We start from the raw sequence: 18,497 nt of genomic DNA on the forward strand, positions 1-18,497 counted from the left end.
TGCGAAGACCCCGGGCCTGGCCCGGGGTTTTTCGTTGCTTACGGTAGATCCACGCCATGCGTGGATGGACCTGCCGACCCCGGGGTCAGATCCCTTTCCGCCAGGAAAGGGCTCTGACCCCCGTCCCCCCATGCGTGGATGGACCTGCCAGAACGCCCAGATCCACCGCCTCGGCCATGGCCCGGTTGCCGGCATCGCCGGGGTGCAGGTGGTCGCCCGAATCGTAGGCTGCGGCCATCCGTGACGGTTGCGCCGGGTCGCGCAGGGCGGCATCCAGGTCGATCACCGCATCGAACGGGCTGTCGGTGCGCAGCCAGGCGTTCAGCTGCTGGCGCAGGGCGTCCTTTTCCGGCTGGTAGTAGTCCTGCAGCGGGGTGCCCGGCAGCGCGCCGGCAAATGGCGGCAGGGTGGCGCCAAAGATGCGCACGCCGCGCGCATGGGCCCGTCGCGCCAGGGCGCGGTAGCCGGCCTGCAGCTCGGCCAGCGTCGGTCGGGGCTGGTCACGGGCGAACGCGGTGCCCGGCCAACTGATGTCGTTGATGCCGATCAGCACGATCACGCTGGCGGTGCCGGGCAGGTCCAGCACATCGCGCTGGAGGCGGGCGAGGGCGGACAGACCCATGCCATCACGCAGCAGGCGCCCCCCGGAGATTCCCGCATTGACCACGGCCACCCCGTGCGGCGCCAGGCGCGCGGCCAGATGGTCGGTCCAGCGCTGGTCGGCGTCCAGGCTGGCGGTGGCCCCGTCGGTGATCGAATCGCCGATCACCACCACGCTGCGTGCCGCGGACGGGGCCGCGACCTCGATGCCGCTGACGAACAGGCGCGCGGTGGTGGTGCTGGCGCCGTGCAGGGCGCTGGCCAGACTCTGGTCACCGGGGGTGATCCAGCTGGTCTGCCGGCCGTCCCAGTGGAAGGTCTGCAGCGGCGTCGGTCCAGCTACGTACACGCTCACCTGCAGTGCCTGCTGATCGGCGGTGGTCAGTGGCAGCGGGTCGCTCAACCGGTCCTGGCCGGGGCCGATCACGACGTCGGGTTGCCCATCGAAGGCCAGCGGCAACGGCGTCGCACCGGGCTGGCTGGCCACGCTGGCCCGGTCGATCCGCAGCGGCTGGCGGCCGTGGGCATTGCTCAGGCGCACCCGCAGTGCGCTGCCGCCCAGGCTCAGGCGCAGTGTCTGGCGGAAGGTCTGGTCGTGCAGGCTGGCCGGAATGAGGGTGGGGAACAGGAAGTCCTCGCCCCAGACCGGCTGCGGGCTGGCCTGCCAACTGGCCACCCAATGGGGCTGGGCGGGGCCCGCGTGGGCGGAAAGCGACAGCAGGGCGGCGGCGGCAAGCAGGTAGCGGTGCATGGCGGGCGTCCTCGGAAGGGGCAGCCAGCGTGGCCGTTGCGCCACCTGTGAACTAGACTGCGTACGGACAATCATCTGTGAACGGGATTCACCATGGCGCGCCCCGACATCAACCGATCCGGCGAACTGGAAGTGTTCGTGCGGGTGATCGAGACCGGGGGCTTTTCCGCCGCCGCGCGCAGCCTGGACATGACGCCTTCGGCGGTCAGCAAGCTGGTGGCGCGGCTGGAACAACGGCTGGGCACGCGCCTGCTGCAGCGCTCCACCCGGCAACTGCAGTTGACCCCGGAGGGCTGCAGCTTCTACGAGCGCGGCCTGCGCGTGCTGGCCGACCTGGAAGAGGCCGAACGCTGCGCCAGTGCACACGCCGAACCGCGCGGGCGGCTGCGGCTGAATTCCAACGTGCCGTTCGGGCGCCATTTCCTGCTGCCGCTGCTGCCGGTGTTCCTGCAGGCACACCCGCAGGTGGGGGTGGACCTGAGCCTGAATGACGAGGTGATCGATCTGCTGGAACAGCGCACCGATGTGGCCGTGCGCGCCGGCCCGCTGAAGAGCTCCAGCCTGGTGGCGCGGCAGCTGGGCGCGACGCGGATGATGATCGTGGCGGCGCCGTCCTATGCGGCCCGCCACGGCCTGCCTGCCGACGCCGATGCGTTGCTGTCACACAACCGGCTGGACATCGGCCATGCGCGGACGCTGCAGGGCTGGCCGCTGCTGCACGACGGCCAGCAGGTGCGGGTGCCGACCCAGGGCAACCTGCGCGCCAGCAATGGCGACGCGCTGCGCCAGCTGGTGCTGGGCGGTCTGGGCATGGCGCGGCTGGCGGCCTTCCAGGTACGCGACGACCTGGCTGCCGGGCGTCTGCTGCCGGTGCTGGAAGAGGCCAACCCCGGCGATCTGGAAGAAGTGCACGCCGTGTTCGTGGGGCAGGGCGGCTACCTGCCGCTGCGGGTGCGCGCGCTGCTGGATTTCCTGGTGGAACACGTGGATCTGGCCAAACCCTTGGCCTGACCCGACGCCCCGGTAGATCCACGCCATGCGTGGATGATCCCAGTAGATCCACGCCATGCGTGGATGTGTGCGCTCAGCCGAGCAAGCTCGACGCGACCAACAGCTTGCGCGCGGCCGCGCGTGCTTCCTTGCTCACTTCCACCCCGCCCAGCATGCGCGCCAGTTCTTCCTCGCGGGCCTTGTTGTCCAGCTTCTCCACCGCGCTCTGGGTCATGCCTTCCACCGGCGCCTTGCTGACCCGGTAATGGGCGTGGCCCTTGGAAGCGACCTGGGGCAGATGGGTAACACACAGCACCTGGCGCTTCTCGCCCAGTGCGCGCAGCTTCTGGCCGACGATGTCGGCCACGGCGCCGCCAATGCCCGAATCCACTTCGTCGAACACCATGGTCGGCACGGCGTCCAGATCCAGCGCGGCCACTTCGATGGCCAGCGAGATGCGCGACAGTTCACCACCGGAGGCCACCTTGCGCAGGGCGCGCGGCGGCTGGCCGGCGTTGGCGGCAACCAGGAATTCGACGCGCTCGGCGCCCTGCGGGTCGGGCTTGCCGGCGTCCTGCGGTTCCAGTTCGATCAGGAACTGGCCGCCGCCCATGCCCAGCTCGGCAATGATGCCGGTGGTGGTGGCCGACAGTTCCGCAGCGGCCTTGCGCCGGCTGGCGGTCAGTACCTCGGCCTGCACCCGCCAGGCGGCCACGGCCTTGTCGATCTCGCCGGCCAGGCGCTGCAGGCGCTCATCGGCGCCACGCAGCTGTTCCACTTCGGCATGCATGCGCTCGCGCTGCGCGCCCAGCTCGTCCATCGGCACGCGGTGCTTGCGCGCCAGGTCGTGCAGGCGGCCCAGGCGGCGCTCGTTCTCTTCGAACTGTTCCGGGTCGGCGTCCAGGTCGTCGTGCACCCGGTCCAGCAGCGACAAGGCTTCGTGCAGCTGGATCGAGGCGTTCTCGATCAGGCCGTCCACCTCGCCCAGGCGCGCGTCGTGTTCGATCAGGCGCGACAGGTCGTGGCGCACCTGCTGCAGCAGGTCCAGCGCGGAACTGCCGTCGTCGCCGTTGAGCTGGTTGCTGGCGGCCTGGCAGGCGGTCAGCAGGGCGCTGGCATGGGCCTGGCGGCGGTGGCTGGCGCCGAGGGCGGCAATCGATTCCGGCTCCAGATCCTCGCGGTCCAGCTCGCGCAGCTGGTGTTCCAGGAAGCCGATGCGGTCGCTGACGTCGCCCTGTTGCGACAGCGCCAGCGATTCGTCCACCAGCGCCTGCCAGGTAGCGGCAGTACGGCGCACCTGGCGGCGGGCCTCTTCGTTGTTGGCGAAGGCGTCCAGCAGGGCCAGCTGCGACGGCCGCGCCAGCAGCGCCTGCTGTTCGTGCTGGCCATGGATTTCCACCAGGTGCGCGGCCAGATCGCCCAGCTGCGCCAGGGTGACCGGGCGACCGTTGATCCAGGCGCGCGAGCCGCCATCGGCGCGGATGACCCGCCGCAGCTGGCATTGCTCGTCATCGTCCAGCTCGTTGTCGGCCAGCCATTGGCGCGCGGCCTGCAGCTGGTCCAGGGCGAATTCGGCCGACAGCTCGGCGCGGGCGGCGCCGTGGCGGACCACGCCGCTGTCGGCGCGCAGGCCGGACAGGAAGCCCAGTGCGTCGACCATCAGCGACTTGCCGGCGCCGGTCTCGCCTGAAACGACAGTCATGCCGGGCCCGAATTCCAGTTCGGTGGCGCGGACGACGGCGAAATCCTTGATCGAAAGATGTCTGAGCATGGGTAATGGGGTGTCTGCAGCCGCGCAACGCTAGCACGCGCGGCGGGGTGGTCCAATGACTTGCCAAGGCGACGCACCGCCATTATCTAGTGTCCGTGTCTCACAGGTTGATTCCATGCACGGTTCCGCTGACCAGCTTGCCCCGCGTGCGCGCCATCTGCTGCGCACGCTGATCGCGCGTTACATCCAGGACGGTGAGCCGGTGGGCTCGCAGACACTGGCGCGCGTGGCCGGGCTGGAAGTCAGTCCGGCCACCATCCGCAACATCCTGGGCGACCTGGAAGACCTGGGCCTGCTGGCCTCGCCGCATACCTCGGCCGGGCGCATTCCAACCGCCCATGGCTACCGGGTGTTCGTCGACAGCCTGCTGCAGATGCAGCCGCCGGGCGAGGGCGAGCTGGCCCGCCTGCGCCTGGAACTGGCCGGCGGCGGCAGCACCCAGGCCCTGCTGGGCAGCGCTTCGGAGCTGCTGTCGGCCATGAGCCATTTCGTCGGTGTGGTCAGCGCGCCGCGGCGCGAGCAGTTCGCCTTCCGGCAGATCGATTTCGTGGCCCTGGACGGGCGCCGGGTGCTGGCCATCCTGGTGTTTGCCGACAATGAAGTGCAGAACCGGGTGATCGAGACCCGCCAGGACTTCGCCCCGGGCCAGCTGGAACAGGTCGCCAATTACCTGAACGCGCATTTCGCCGGCCTGCCGCTGGCCGAGATCCGCACCCGCCTGCTGCTGGAGCTGCGCGATGCCCGTTCCGAGCTGGAGCAGCTGCTGGCGCACAGCATCGAGCTGGCCGAGCAAGCCCTGCAGCCGCCGGCCGACGACATGCTGGTGGCCGGGCAGACCCGGCTGATGGGGGTGCAGGACCTGTCCGACCTGGAGCGGCTGCGCGAGCTGTTCGAGCTGTTTTCCAGCAAGCGCGAGATCCTGCAGCTGCTGGAACGGACCATCCAGGCCCCGGGCGTGCGCATCTTCATTGGCGAAGAGACCGGCATGATGCCGCTGCAGGGCGTCTCGCTGGTCACCGCGCCCTATACCGCCAATGGCCAGGTGCTGGGCGTGCTGGGGGTGATCGGGCCCAAGCGCATGGCCTACGACCGCATGATTCCACTGGTGCAGGCCACCGCCGACGTGCTGGGCGCGGCCTTTTCGCCGTCCGGACGCGCCCCGGGCACATCCGACGCTTGAAACGCAGCATCCCGCCCACACTAGGGTGGGTGGAGGCGGGCTGTGACCGCCAGGGACCCAGACATGAACCACGAAAACCCCGATATCGAATCCCAGCAGAGCGCGGCCGATGCAGCGGCTGCGGCCGGCGTGAGTGACGAAACCGAGCGCCTGCGCGCCGAGATCGAGCAGATCAAGGCCGACGCCCTGCGTGAACGCGCCGATCTGGACAACCAGCGCAAGCGTGTGGCCCGCGACATCGAGCAGGCCCGCAAGTTCGCCAACGAAAAGCTGCTGGGCGAGCTGCTGCCGGTGTTCGACAGCCTGGATGCCGGCCTGAAGGCCGCTGGCGATGACGCCCATCCGCTGCGCGAGGGCCTGGAGCTGACCTACAAGCAGCTGCTGAAGGTCGCCGCCGACAATGGCCTGGTCCTGCTGGACCCGACCGGCCAGCCGTTCAACCCGGAACACCACCAGGCCATCAGCCAGGTGCCGACCCCCGGCGCCGCCCCCGGCAGCGTGGTCACCGTGTTCCAGAAGGGCTACCTGCTGAACGAGCGCCTGCTGCGGCCGGCGCTGGTGGTGGTGGCCGCCGACTGACCCGGCGTCCGAGGCGAACGGCCGCCGGGCATGGCCCGGCGCTACCCGCCCCCGCAATGTTTTCCAGGCGCTGAACACAGCGTTCGGGGGATGGCTTGAATGTTCCACGAGCCTCCCCCACATCCCATTCATCCACCGGCACAACGGCCGGACTGAACCCAACAAGCATTCTTCAGGAGTCTCCCCCATGGGCAAGATCATTGGTATCGACCTCGGCACCACCAACTCGTGCGTGGCGATCATGGACGGCGGCAAGGCCCGCGTCATCGAGAATTCGGAAGGCGATCGCACCACCCCGTCGATCGTCGCCTACACCAAGGACGGCGAAGTGCTGGTCGGTGCCTCGGCCAAGCGCCAGGCCGTGACCAACCCCAAGAACACCTTCTACGCGGTGAAGCGCCTGATCGGCCGCAAGTTCACCGACGCCGAAGTGCAGAAGGACATCGCCCACGTCCCGTACAGCATCCTGGCCCATGACAATGGCGATGCCTGGGTGGCCACCAGCGACGGCAAGAAGATGGCCCCGCAGGAAATCTCGGCCAAGGTGCTGGAAAAGATGAAGAAGACCGCCGAGGACTTCCTCGGTGAGAAGGTCACCGAAGCGGTCATCACCGTGCCGGCCTACTTCAACGACAGCCAGCGCCAGGCGACCAAGGACGCCGGCCGCATCGCCGGTCTGGACGTCAAGCGCATCATCAACGAGCCCACCGCGGCCGCGCTGGCCTATGGCCTGGACAAGGGTGACAACAAGGATCGCAAGATCGTGGTGTACGACCTGGGCGGCGGCACCTTCGACGTCTCGGTGATCGAAATCGCCAACGTCGATGGTGAAAAGCAGTTCGAAGTGCTGGCCACCAACGGCGACACCTTCCTGGGCGGCGAAGACTTCGACAACCGCGTCATCGAATACCTGGTTGAAGAGTTCAACAAGGACCAGGGCATCGACCTGCGCAAGGATCCGCTGGCCCTGCAGCGCCTGAAGGACGCCGCCGAGCGCGCCAAGATCGAGCTGTCCAGCGCCCAGCAGACCGAAGTGAACCTGCCGTACGTCACGGCCGACGCCTCCGGTCCGAAGCACCTGAACATCAAGCTGACCCGCGCCAAGCTGGAAGCGCTGGTGGAAGACCTGATCAAGAAGTCGATCGAGCCGTGCCGCGTGGCCCTGAACGATGCCGGCCTGCGTTCGAGCGACATCAGTGAAGTGATCCTGGTCGGTGGCCAGACCCGCATGCCGAAGGTGCAGCAGGCGGTGACCGAGTTCTTCGGCAAGGAACCGCGCAAGGACGTCAACCCGGACGAAGCCGTGGCACTGGGTGCGGCGATCCAGGGCGGCGTGCTGGGCGGCGACGTGAAGGACGTGCTGCTGCTGGACGTGACCCCGCTGTCGCTGGGCATCGAAACCATGGGCGGCGTGTTCACCAAGATCATCGAAAAGAACACCACCATCCCGACCAAGGCTTCGCAGGTGTTCTCCACCGCCGAGGACAACCAGTCGGCCGTGACCGTGCACGTGCTGCAGGGTGAGCGCGAACAGGCCCGCTTCAACAAGTCGCTGGCCAAGTTCGACCTGTCCGGCATCGAGCCGGCCCCGCGAGGCCTGCCGCAGGTGGAAGTGTCCTTCGACATCGACGCCAACGGCATCCTGCACGTGTCGGCCAAGGACAAGAAGACCAACAAGGAACAGAAGGTCGAGATCAAGGCCGGTTCGGGTCTGTCCGAGGAAGAAATCGCGCGCATGGTGGCCGATGCCGAAGCCAACCGCGAAGAAGACAAGAAGTTCCAGGAACTGGTGCAGGCCCGTAACCAGGCCGATGCCCTGATCCACGGCACCCGCAGCGCCATCACCGAGCACGGCAGCAAGGTGGGCGGCGATGTCATCGGCAAGGTGGAAGCGGCCCTGGCCGATCTGGAAACCGCGATGAAGGGCGACGACAAGGCACAGATCGAAGCCAAGTCGAAGGTGCTGGAAGAAGCCGGCCAGGCGCTGTTCGCCGCTGCTTCGGCCGACCAGGGCGGTGCCCCGGGTGCCGACGCCGGCAACGCGGGCAAGGCGCAGGACGACGTGGTGGACGCCGAGTTCACCGAAGTCAAGGACGACAAGAAGTCCTGATCCGGACCGACACGGGGCGCTGCCTGGCAGCGTCCCGTTGTCGCATCAGGGTCCTGACCGCCACCCGGCGTGTCGGGGCGCCCGACGCAAGAGCGGACCTGGTTCCGCTCTTCCGCTTTGACGAATCCCGACTTTCCGGAAGCTGATCCACCCTATGAGCAAGCGCGATTACTACGAAGTGCTGGGCGTTGCCCGCACCGCCACCGACGAAGAGCTGAAGAAGGCCTACCGTCGCTGCGCGATGAAATTCCATCCGGACCGCAACCCGGGTGATGCGGCGGCCGAAGCCTCCTTCAAGGAGTGCAAGGAAGCCTACGAAACGCTGTCCGACGGCAACAAGCGCCGCATGTACGATGCCCACGGCCACGCCGCGTTCGAGCACGGCATGGGCGGTGGCGGTGGTCCGGGCGGCCCGGACATGAACGATATCTTCGGCGATATCTTCGGCAATATTTTCGGTGGCGGCGGTGCGGGCCCGCGCCAGGCCCGTCGCGGTGCCGACATCGGCTACGTGATGGAGCTGGACCTGGAAGAAGCGGTGCGTGGCGTCGAGCGCCGCATCGAGATTCCGACCCTGGCCGAGTGCGGCGACTGCGATGGCAGTGGCTCGGAAGACGGCAAGGTCGAGACCTGCAACGTCTGCCATGGCCGTGGCCAGGTGCGCATCCAGCGCGGCATCTTCGCCATGCAGCAGGCCTGCCACAACTGCAACGGCCGCGGCCAGATCATCGCCAAGCCGTGCAAGACCTGCCACGGCAACGGCCGGGTGGAAGAAGACAAGGTGCTGTCGGTGAAGGTGCCGGCCGGCGTCGATACCGGTGACCGTATCCGCCTGTCCGGCGAAGGCGAAGCCGGTCCGGCCGGTACGCCGCCGGGCGACCTGTACGTGGAAGTGCGCGTGCGCGAGCATGCGATCTTCCAGCGCGACGGCGACGACCTGCACTGCGAAGTGCCGATCCGCATTTCGCAGGCCGCGCTGGGCGATACCGTGCGCGTGGCCACCCTGGGCGGCGAAGCGGAAATCCGCATTCCGGCCGAAACCCAGACCGGCAAGCTGTTCCGCCTGCGCGGCAAGGGCGTGCGTTCGGTGCGCAGCCGCAGCGAAGGCGACCTGTACTGCCGCGTGGTGGTGGAAACCCCGGTGAACCTGACCGCCGACCAGCGCAAGCTGCTGGAGCAGTTCGAGGCAACCTTCAACGGCGAAGACGCGCGCAAGCACTCGCCGAAGTCGGCCACCTTCATGGACGGTGTAAAGGGCTTCTGGGACCGGATGACGTCCTGAGGATTCACCGCAGACGGTGAACGGTAACGCCGGGCCATGCCCGGCGTTTCTGTTTGTGGACATCGCACGCATTCCGCCGGGCATGGCCCGGCGCTACCAGGGGACTGTTCTCAGGTAGATCCACGCCATGCGTGGATGTGGTTCGAGGGATCAACGGAAAAACGCCGCCGGCGTCTGCCCCAGCTGCCGCTTGAACATGCTGGTGAACGCGCTGGGGCTGTCATAGCCCATCGCCAGCGCCACATCGATCACCTTTTCGCCCACCGCCAGGCGCTCCATCGCCGCCAGCAGGCGGGCCTGCTGCCGCCATTGGCCGAAGGTCATGCCCAGCTCGCTGGCGAAATGGCGCTGGATGGTTTTCACGTCCACCGCCAGCGCCTGCGCCCAGTCCTGCAGCGTGGCCTCGTCGCCGGGGTGCTTCTGGATGTGCTGGCAGATGCGCTGCAGGCGCGGGTCGGCCGGCGTTGGCAGGTGCAGCGGCAGCACATCCATGCGATGCAGTTCGTCCAGCAGCAGGCGCACCACGCGGCCGTCGCGGCTGTCGTCTTCGTGCTCGCCCTGGATCTGGCTGGCCGCGTGCAGCAGTTCGCGCAGCAGTGGCGCCACCTGCACCGCGAACGGTTCGGTGGCCAGCTGCGGGGCGAAGGCAGGATCGATATACAGGCTGCGCATGTGCACATCGGCAATGCAGTCCACCCCGTGCGCCATGCCGGCCGGCATCCAGATCGCGCGGGTGGACGGTACCACCCAGCGGCCCACTTCCGAGCGCACCACCATCAGGCCCGACATGGCATAGACCAGCTGGTGGCGGCGATGCCGGTGCGGCGACACCCGGGTGCCGGCGGGATAGTCCTTCACCCGGCAGGTCACCGGCCGGTGGCCGGGCACCTCGTTCCAGGGCGCGGACTCCCGGATCGCGCAGGGGGTGTCCTTTTTGCGATATGGCATGACCAGAACGCGGCGGAAGGGAAGGGACGGGCACCGTAGCATGCGTGGCTCGCCCCATCCTGACTGCGCACCATGTCCAGCCTGGCTTCCCCGGTTCCACGCACCCGCAGCACGTCCCCGGGCGTGCTGGCGGCGATTTCCACCTCCCACGTGGTCAACGACATGATGCAGTCGCTGATCCTGGCCATCTATCCGGTCATCAAGGGCGGTTTCAACCTCAGCTTCACCCAGATCGGCCTGATCACGCTCACCTATCAGCTGACTGCGTCGATCTTCCAGCCGCTGGTGGGCCTGGCCACCGACCGCAAGCCGGCGCCGTATTCGCTGCCGATCGGCATGGCCTCGACCCTGTGCGGCATGCTGCTGCTGGGCTTCGCACCGAACTACGCCATGGTGCTGCTGGCCGCGGCGCTGGTGGGCGTCGGCTCGGCCATCTTCCACCCGGAAGCCTCACGCATCGCGCGCCTGGCGTCGGGCGGCCGTCATGGCTTCGCGCAATCGGTGTTCCAGGTCGGCGGCAATTTCGGTACCGCGCTGGGCCCGCTGATCGCCGCGGCGGTGATCGTGCCGTACGGCCAGCACGCCGCCTCGTGGTTTGCCGGCGCGGCGCTGATCGGCATTGCCCTGCTGACCTATGTCAGCCGCTGGTACGCGTTGCACTTGGGTACGCCGCGGCCGGCCGGGCAGGGCCCGGTCGCCCCGCGTCATCCCCGGCGCACGGTGGCGCGGGTGATGGCCATCCTGCTGGTGCTGATCTTCAGCAAGTACTTCTACATGGCCAGCATCGGCAGCTACTTCACCTTCTATCTGATCCACCATTTCGGAATTCCGGTGGCGCAGGCGCAGCTGCATCTGTTCGCGTTCCTGGTGGCATCGGCGGCGGGTGGCTTCCTGGGCGGGCCGCTGGGTGACCGCATTGGCCGCAAGCCGATCATCTGGGCCTCGATCCTGGGCGTGGCGCCGTTCGCGCTGGCGTTGCCGCATGCCGATCTGTTGTGGACCACGGTGCTGGCGGTGCTGATCGGTTTCGTGCTGTCGTCGGCGTTCTCGGCCATCGTGGTCTATGCGCAGGAAATGATGCCGCACCGGATCGGCATGGTGTCGGGGTTGTTCTTCGGTTTTGCCTTCGGCATGGGCGGGCTGGGTGCGGCGGTGCTGGGCCTGCTGGCGGACAAGACCAGCATTGAGTTCGTCTACCAGTTGACCGCGTTCCTGCCGCTGCTGGGCATCGTCGCCGCCTGGCTGCCACCGTCGCGGCCGGCTGCACACTGAGGGGGAGGGTTGTTTGCAGGGCTTGCAGCCCTGCACCTGCTTGGAGCAACGTCAACGTCAAAAGCGGGCATTCCGTGGGATGGCGGGGTGGGTCCGGTTGAGGGGGACGCTGCAAGTACGTCCCTGTAAGCTCGGTCGCCGCATCCATGCGGCTCACGCCCCCTCAACCGGACCCACCCCGCCTTCGACAGTTTCCTGCGATCTGTCGGAACCACACGGGGTCGGATCCCGTTGCTGCGCAACGGGCTCCGACCCCATTTTGAATGTCGATATTTGACAGGTTTCATCCACGCATGGCGTGGATCTACTGTGTCGACCAAGGTCGACACCTACCAACAGCCGCGCGTCTTAGTAGATCCACGCCATGCGTGGATGAATTCCTTCGATATCCGACAGATGTGCCGACCAACAGCACGCGGAATGTGTGAGAGGTGGGGCGGTGTGGGTGGGCAGGACCGCAGGCGCCATGGATGGCGCCTACGAGCCTCCATGGATGGATTCACGGCGTGTCCTGCCCACCCACACCGCCCCGCCATCCCCCGGAATGCGGCTGTTGCTGTTGCTTTGGCTGTTGCCGTTGCTTTGAAGCAGGTGCAGGGCTGCAAGCCCTGCCGAAAACTCCCTTGGGCGTAGAATGCGGGGATGAGCGAATCCCTCGAAAACCACTTGCTCCACGGTCGTCGCCAGCGGCCCGACGGGCCCTCGCCGATCGACGTCATTTCGGTCCAGTCGCAACTGGTCTACGGCCACGCCGGCAACAGCGCCGCGGTGCCGCCGATGCGTGCGCTGGGCCTTCGCGTGGCCGAAGTGCCGACCGTCCTGCTCAGCAACGCGCCGTTCTACGACACCACCCGCGGCCGCGTGCTGCCCGCTGACTGGTTCGCCGACCTGCTGCAAGGTGCCGCCGAACGTGGCCTGCCGAAACGGGCGAAGATGCTGGTCTCGGGCTACTTCGGCAGCGCCGCCAATGGCGCGGCGTTCGCCGACTGGCTGGACACCCTGCTGCCCGCCTGCCCGCAACTGCGCTACTGCCTGGACCCGGTGATCGGCGATACCCATACCGGTCCCTACGTGGAGCCGGGGCTGGAAGCCATCTTCGCCGAACGGCTGCTGCCGCACGCCTGGCTGGTCACGCCCAATGCCTTCGAGCTGAATCGCTTGACCGGCATGCCCGCGCTGGCCGAGGCCGATGCCATTGCCGCCGCGCGCACGCTGCTTGATCGCGGCCCGCAATGGGTGATCGCGCACAGCGTTGGCGGCAACCCGGGCGAACTGGTCACCCTGGCCGTGGGCCGTGAGGAAACCTGGCGCTGGACCTCGCCGCTGCTGCCGGTGGATGTGGCCGGCACCGGCGATGTGCTGATGGCCCTGGTCGTGTCGTTCCTGCTGCGTGGTGAATCGATGCAGCAGGCGATCTCGCGTGCCGTGGCCGGCACCCATGCGGCGCTCGAGGCGACGCTGGCGCAGGGCTTCGAGGAGTTCGATGTGATTGCCGCGGCCCCGGCTGCGCTGGCCGACGGCGCCCGCTTCCAGGCCGAACGGCTGGCATGACCGCTTCGCAGGCACGCACGCCGCGCACGGTCGGCATCGTTGGCAGCGCCGGCGCCTACGGGCGCTGGCTGACCCGTTTCTTCCAGCAGCACATGCAGCTGCAGGTGATCGGCCACGACCCGGCCGACCCCACCTCACATTCGCCGGAGCAGCTGCTGGCACAGGCCGACGTGCTGGTGTTCTCCGCACCGATCCGGCATACGCCGGCGCTGATTGCCCGCTACGTGGAACAGTCGGGCGGGCGCGAGGCCGGGCGCCTGTGGCTGGACGTGACCTCGGTGAAGGAAGCACCGGTACAGGCGATGCTGGCCTCGCAGGCCGAGGTGGTCGGGCTGCACCCGATGACCGCGCCGCCGAAGGCGCCCACGCTGAAAGGCCGGGTGATGGTGGTCTGCGAGGCGCGGCTGCAGCAGTGGCAGCCGTGGGTGGATGCGCTGTGCAGCGCCCTTCAGGCCGAGTGCGTGCGCGCCACGCCGCAGCACCACGACCAGATGATGGCGCTGGTGCAGGCGATGGTGCATGCCACCCATCTGGCCCAAGCCGGCGTGCTGCGCGAATACCAGCCGCAGTTGGGTGACCTGGCGGCGATGATGCCGTATCGCTCGGCGTCCTTCGAGCTGGATACGGCGATCATTTCGCGCATCCTGTCGTTGAACCCGTCCATCTACGAGGACATCCAGTTCGGCAACCCGTATGTGGCGCCGATGCTGGAAAAGCTGGTCGGTCATCTGCAGCGCCTGCAGCAGCAGGTGGGGCAGGGCGACGATGCGGCGCGCGGTGCGTTCCGTGAGCAGTCGTTGGCGGCCAACCACGCGGCGTTCGGCGAGCCCGCGCTGGCGGCGGGCAACTACACCTTCGAACGGGTGGGTTACCTGCTGGCCGACCTGACCGAGCGCAACGCGCTGTCGGTGCACCTGCCGGAAGATCGCCCCGGCTCGCTGCGCGAACTGCTGAACGTGTTCGAGCAGCATGGCATCAGCCTGGCGTCGATCCATTCCTCGCGCACGCCGGCCGGCGAAGTGCACTTCCGCATCGGCTTCGTGGCCGGCAGTGACGTCGCTGCCATCGCCCTGGCGGCGGCGGACGTGGATGCCAGTGGCATCGGCCGGGTGCTGGCCTAGTCGTATTCATCCACAGGGGATGTGGATGGTTTCTGCGTAAAGGTGTGGATAACCGCGCGCAGCCCTTGGCAGGCAATGCTGTCAAGACGATTGGCGAAAAATTGGCCACACATTTTTGTAGCGTCGAGCCATGCTCGACGCATCCCCCGTGTCGACCAAGGTCGACATCTACCGGTCACCGGGCCGGGCCATGCCGGGCGGCCCGATCAGATCGTCAGGTGCAGTTCGCCACCGGTGGTGGTGAATTCGCGGCCGTTGCGTACCAGGTGCCGGCCATCGTCCAGTTCGTAGCGCGGGGTGGCTTCGGACGCATGCCCGCTGCCATCGGCATCGGGCTTGAATTCGATGATGACATGGGTTTCGCCGTGGCTGTCCACGGCGGGAAACTGACGGAACGACATCGCCCAGCTCCTGCATGCAGCCGGTTCGCTGCGATTCCAGCGTGGGCTGCCCCCCGTTAGCGGGGCGTCATCAATCGATGAACTGCAGGCGCGCCAGTTCAGCGTACAGGCCGCCTTCGGCCAACAGCTGCGCATGGGTGCCTTCGGCCACGATGCGGCCGTGGTCCATCACCACGATGCGATCGGCCTTGAGCACGGTGGCCAGGCGATGTGCGATCACCAGCGTGGTCCGCCCGGCCATCAGGCGTTCCAGTGCCTGCTGTACGCCATGTTCGCTCTGCGCGTCCAGCGCGCTGGTGGCTTCGTCCAGCAGCAGGATCGGTGCATCCTTCAACAACGCACGGGCAATGGCTACGCGCTGCTGCTGGCCGCCGGAAAGGCGGGCACCGCGCTCGCCCAGTTCGCTGTCGTAACCCTGCGGCAGGGCGCGCAGGAAGGCATCGGCTTCGGCGGCGCGGGCGGCGTCTTCCACCTCGGCATCGCTGGCCTGCAGGCGGCCGTAACGGATGTTGTCGCGCGCGCTGGCAGCGAACAGCGTGGGCTGCTGCGGCACCAGTGCCAACTGCGCGCGCAGCGCGGCCGGGTCGGTTTCGCGCACGTCGATGCCGTCCACGCAGACGCGGCCCTGTTCGGGGTCGTGGAAGCGCAGCAGCATCGACAGCACCGTACTCTTGCCGGCGCCGGAGGGACCGACCAGGGCCACGGTTTCGCCGGGGCGCACGTGCATGCTGAAGTGGTCCAGTGCGGCCTGGTCAGGCCGCTGCGGGTAGTGGAACACCACATCGTTGAACTGGATCTCGCCGCGCAGCGGCTGCGGCAGCGCACGCGGCTGCGCGGGCGCGCGGATTTCGATGTCTTCCTGCAGCAGCTCGCCAATGCGGCCCATGCCGCCGGCGGCACGCTGCAGTTCGTTCCACACTTCGGCCAGCGCGCCCACCGAACCGCCACCGATCAGGGCATACAGCACGAACTGGCCCAAGGTGCCGGCGCTGAGGCGGCCGGCGATGACATCGTGGGCGCCGAGCCACAGCACACCCACGATGGCGCCGAAGATCAGCAGGATGGCGCTGGCGGTGACCAGCGACTGCGCACCGATGCGCCGGCGCGCGGCACCGATGGCATCGGCCAGTGCGTGGTCGAAGCGGCCGCGTTCGTATGGCTCGCGTGCATGCGCCTGCACCGTGCGCACCGCGCCCAGGGTTTCGCTGGCCAGGCTGTTGGCATCGGCAATGCGGTCCTGGCTGTTGCGCGCCACCGTGCGCAGCTTGCGTGCGCCGATGATGATCGGCAGCACCGCCAGCGGAATGCCCAGCAGTGACCATGCGGCCAGCCGTGGGCTGGTGACGAACAGCATGCCCAGGCTGCCGACCACGGTCACGCTGCTGCGCAGGGCGACGGACATGGTGGAGCCGACCACGCTGCGCAGCAGCTCGCTGTCGGCGGTCAGCCGCGAGACCAGTTCGCCGCTGCGGCTGCGGTCGTGGAAACCGGCGCCCAGCTGGATCAGGTGTGCGTACAGCTTGCTGCGCAGGTCGGCCACCACTTTTTCGCCCAGCAGCGATACAAAGTAGAAGCGTGCGGCAGTGGCCAGGGCCATCACCACGGCCACCAGCATCAACAGGGCGAAGGCGCGGTTGATCTGGCCGCCGCTGCTGAAACCATGGTCGATCATCTGCTTGACCGCCGGCGGCAGGCTGAGCGTGGCCGCCGAGGAGATGGCCAGCGCCACCAGCCAGGCACTGAACAGGCCGCGGTGGCGACGCACGAAGGGCCACAGCGTGCGCAGGCTGCCCAGGCGGCGCAGCGGCGGGGTCGAGGCGGTGGCGTCGTCCTTGTCAGTCATGCAGGTCGTCGTTGTAGATGCGGATACGATCACGGGTGGCGTCGCGCAGGCGCGTTTTCAATGCTTCCACCTGCTCTGCGGGCAATTCCACCCGCAGCCGCACACCGTGGCTGTCGAACTGTTCATCGCGTTTTTCGGCCCCGTGCGCGGGCAGGGCAGCGTGCAGGGCGCCCAGATCCTCGAAAGCGGCGGCCAGTTGCAGCCGTGCCAGTTCCACCAGGGGCTGGCGTGGCGCGGTGCGCAGGCATTCTGCGGCAGTACCGCCATAGGCGCGTACCAGGCCGCCGGCGCCCAGCTTGATGCCGCCGTACCAGCGCGTGACCACCACCACCACCCGATCAAAGCCCTGGCCATCAATGGCGGCCAGGATCGGCCGCCCGGCCGTGCCGGCGGGCTCGCCATCATCGCTGGACCGGTAATCCTGGCCGTGCCGGTAGGCCCAGCAGTTGTGGGTGGCGTCGGCCACGGCGACCTGCTGCAGGAACGCCAACGCCGCCGCGGCACTGTCGATGGGCGCGGCATGGGCGGTGAAGCGGCTGTGCTTGATCTCCAGCGTATGGCTGACGGGCTGGGCGAGGGTATCGGGCATTGCACGCATTCTACGGCGTTGCCACCGGCTTGCCTCAGTCGTCCAGCAGCGGGCGCAGATCCTTGGGCAGGCGCGATTCCGGGTATTGCTGCAGGTAGCGCTCCAGGCTGATGCGGGCCAGGTCGCGCTGGCCGGCATCGCGGCGCTCGCGGATCTTCTGCAGCCACTGCCGGCGCGGCAGTTTCGCGTCGGCCAGTACTTCAGCGTGTACGTCCTGTGCGCTCAGTCCGGCATCGCTGGAGCGACGCAGCATCACCCCGGGCGCGCGGGCGGCGGGCGCACTGGCCGGCGCCGGGCTGGCCTTGAAGGCGGCCGGTGCTTCGCGCTGCTGTTGGCGTGCGGCGGCTGCCGGTGCTGCTTCGGCGGCCATCTCGGCGCTGTCCGCTGCGGCGGCTTCCGCTGCAGGCGCGGGCGCGGCGTACGCCACGGGCGCCGGCGGTGCTGGCGGTGCCGGTGGCGCAACAACATTTTTGGCGACCGGTGCGGCCGCCGGTTGCGGTTCGGGTGCTGCCGGCGCGGGCGCCATCTGCGGTGCAGGCGCGGCCTGGGCCGGTGGTGGGGGCGGCAGGGTCGCCGGTTCGGCGGCGCGGTCGACCACCGCAGGCTCAGCCGCGGGCGCTGCGGCGTCTGCGGCTGCGTGTTCGGCCTGTGCCGGTGCAGTGGCTTCCATCGGTGGCGGTGCAGGGGGTTCCGGCCGCATCTGCCAGGCAATGCCCACGGCCAGCACGGTCGAGGCGGCAATGCCGAACACCGCCGGCCAGCGCCCGCCCTTGCGCACACGCCGGGCCCGATCAGCCGGCTGCGGCGTTGCGGCGGCGCCCTGTGCCGGGGCCGCCGTGTCCTGCACCGCGGCGCGTGCAGCGGCCAGGATGGTCGCGTCCAGCGATGCCGGCGGCGCCTGTTCGCTGCGGCGCCCCAGCAGGCCGGCCAGTGCGCGCTCTTCCGGGGTCAGTGGATCGTCTCGGTTCATGCGTTCAGTCCCGCACGCAGCTTGTCCATCGCATAGCGCAGCCGCGATTTCACGGTCTCCCGGCCAACGCCGGTGATCTGGCCGATCTCCTCCAGGCTCAGTTCCTGTTCCAGCCGCAGTTGCAGCACTTCGCGCTGTTCGGGCGGCAGGTCTTCCATCGCGCGCTGGATACGCCGGCGCTGCTCGAATTCAGACAGTTCAGCTTCCGGCGTGTGCCCATCTTCCAGTGCTGCCAGGCGCAGGTCGGCATCGGCCGGTGCGGCGGGCCGGTGGCGCGCCGCGCGCCAGTGGTCGTTCAGCCGGTTGTGGGCGATGCGGAACAGCCATGTGCTGAATGCGGCATCAGGCTGCCAACCGGCGCGCGCGCTGATCACCCGTTGCCAGACGTCCTGGAAGATCTCCTCGGCCAGCGCGTTGTCGCGCAGTTGCCGCAGCAGGAAACCGAACAGGCGCTTGCGATGCCGCGCATACAGGCTTTCGAACGCATGCAGGTCGCCACCGGCCCAGGCCAGCATCAAGGCTTCGTCGGTTGGCAGGGC

Annotated in this window: 16 protein-coding genes; 8 read left to right on the forward strand and 8 right to left on the reverse strand. The window is 68.3% G+C overall.

Annotation, left to right across the window (positions count from 1 at the left end; translation table 11 throughout):
* Positions 1-85 precede the first annotated feature (85 nt).
* A complete protein-coding gene (locus C1930_RS08370; RefSeq protein ID WP_108771472.1) occupies positions 86-1,351 on the reverse strand; it encodes an SGNH/GDSL hydrolase family protein in 1,266 nt (421 codons plus the stop codon).
* Positions 1,352-1,444: 93 nt separating this feature from the next.
* On the opposite strand from C1930_RS08370, the gene C1930_RS08375 reads away from it, so the two are divergent.
* On the forward strand, positions 1,445-2,362 hold the full coding sequence (locus C1930_RS08375; protein WP_108771473.1) for a LysR family transcriptional regulator: 918 nt from the start codon (positions 1,445-1,447) through the stop codon (positions 2,360-2,362).
* Positions 2,363-2,435: 73 nt separating this feature from the next.
* Here the strand turns inward: C1930_RS08375 and recN are convergent, their stop codons facing one another.
* Positions 2,436-4,112, reverse strand: a complete 1,677-nt coding sequence (gene recN / locus C1930_RS08380; protein WP_108771474.1) for a DNA repair protein RecN — start codon at positions 4,110-4,112, stop codon at positions 2,436-2,438.
* A 115-nt stretch (positions 4,113-4,227) separates the two neighbouring features.
* Between recN and hrcA the strand changes: the two genes are divergently transcribed.
* From hrcA to dnaJ, 4 genes are all read left to right on the forward strand, one after another.
* A complete protein-coding gene (hrcA, locus tag C1930_RS08385; protein ID WP_108771475.1) occupies positions 4,228-5,292 on the forward strand; it encodes a heat-inducible transcriptional repressor HrcA in 1,065 nt (354 codons plus the stop codon).
* 63 nt (positions 5,293-5,355) lie between these two features.
* Positions 5,356-5,871, forward strand: a complete 516-nt coding sequence (gene grpE / locus C1930_RS08390) for a nucleotide exchange factor GrpE (RefSeq protein WP_108749334.1) — start codon at positions 5,356-5,358, stop codon at positions 5,869-5,871.
* 187 nt (positions 5,872-6,058) lie between these two features.
* Entirely contained in the window at positions 6,059-7,981 is a 1,923-nt protein-coding gene (gene dnaK, locus C1930_RS08395) for a molecular chaperone DnaK (RefSeq protein ID WP_108749335.1), read from the forward strand.
* A 154-nt stretch (positions 7,982-8,135) separates the two neighbouring features.
* A complete protein-coding gene (gene dnaJ / locus C1930_RS08400) occupies positions 8,136-9,263 on the forward strand; it encodes a molecular chaperone DnaJ (protein WP_108749336.1) in 1,128 nt (375 codons plus the stop codon).
* 150 nt (positions 9,264-9,413) lie between these two features.
* On the opposite strand, the gene C1930_RS08405 is transcribed toward dnaJ, so the two are convergent.
* Positions 9,414-10,211: a helix-turn-helix transcriptional regulator gene (locus C1930_RS08405; RefSeq protein ID WP_108752823.1), complete on the reverse strand. Its 798-nt coding sequence runs from the start codon at positions 10,209-10,211 to the stop codon at positions 9,414-9,416.
* Between the two features lie 72 nt (positions 10,212-10,283).
* Here C1930_RS08405 and C1930_RS08410 point away from each other — a divergent pair, with 72 nt between their 5' ends.
* From C1930_RS08410 to C1930_RS08420, 3 genes are all read left to right on the forward strand, one after another.
* Positions 10,284-11,483 (forward strand): MFS transporter, encoded by a 1,200-nt coding sequence (locus tag C1930_RS08410; RefSeq protein WP_108755953.1) that lies wholly within the window; start codon positions 10,284-10,286, stop codon positions 11,481-11,483.
* A gap of 642 nt (positions 11,484-12,125) precedes the next feature.
* The gene (pdxY, locus tag C1930_RS08415) at positions 12,126-13,034 is read left to right on the forward strand and encodes a pyridoxal kinase (RefSeq protein ID WP_108771476.1); all 909 of its coding nucleotides are present in this window, start codon (positions 12,126-12,128) and stop codon (positions 13,032-13,034) included.
* The gene (locus C1930_RS08420) at positions 13,031-14,155 is read left to right on the forward strand and encodes a prephenate dehydrogenase (RefSeq protein WP_108771477.1); all 1,125 of its coding nucleotides are present in this window, start codon (positions 13,031-13,033) and stop codon (positions 14,153-14,155) included. The genes pdxY and C1930_RS08420 overlap by 4 nt, the downstream gene beginning before the upstream one ends.
* Positions 14,156-14,361: 206 nt before the next feature.
* On the opposite strand, the gene C1930_RS08425 is transcribed toward C1930_RS08420, so the two are convergent.
* The 5 genes from C1930_RS08425 to C1930_RS08445 all read right to left on the reverse strand — a co-directional run bounded on the left by C1930_RS08425 (position 14,362) and on the right by C1930_RS08445 (position 18,473).
* Positions 14,362-14,556 (reverse strand): hypothetical protein, encoded by a 195-nt coding sequence (locus C1930_RS08425; RefSeq protein ID WP_108755956.1) that lies wholly within the window; start codon positions 14,554-14,556, stop codon positions 14,362-14,364.
* A 70-nt stretch (positions 14,557-14,626) separates the two neighbouring features.
* Positions 14,627-16,399, reverse strand: coding sequence for an ABC transporter transmembrane domain-containing protein (locus C1930_RS08430; protein WP_108771478.1), 1,773 nt, complete (start codon positions 16,397-16,399; stop codon positions 14,627-14,629).
* Positions 16,392-16,988 (reverse strand): YigZ family protein, encoded by a 597-nt coding sequence (locus C1930_RS08435; protein WP_108771479.1) that lies wholly within the window; start codon positions 16,986-16,988, stop codon positions 16,392-16,394. Before C1930_RS08435 ends, C1930_RS08430 begins: the two co-directional genes overlap by 8 nt.
* 34 nt (positions 16,989-17,022) lie before the next feature.
* Positions 17,023-17,958, reverse strand: coding sequence for a hypothetical protein (locus tag C1930_RS08440; protein WP_108771480.1), 936 nt, complete (start codon positions 17,956-17,958; stop codon positions 17,023-17,025).
* Positions 17,955-18,473 (reverse strand): RNA polymerase sigma factor, encoded by a 519-nt coding sequence (locus C1930_RS08445; protein WP_234412775.1) that lies wholly within the window; start codon positions 18,471-18,473, stop codon positions 17,955-17,957. The genes C1930_RS08440 and C1930_RS08445 overlap by 4 nt, the downstream gene beginning before the upstream one ends.
* Positions 18,474-18,497 lie beyond the last annotated feature (24 nt).

This window comes from Stenotrophomonas sp. SAU14A_NAIMI4_8 (assembly GCF_003086695.1).
Classification (GTDB): domain Bacteria; phylum Pseudomonadota; class Gammaproteobacteria; order Xanthomonadales; family Xanthomonadaceae; genus Stenotrophomonas.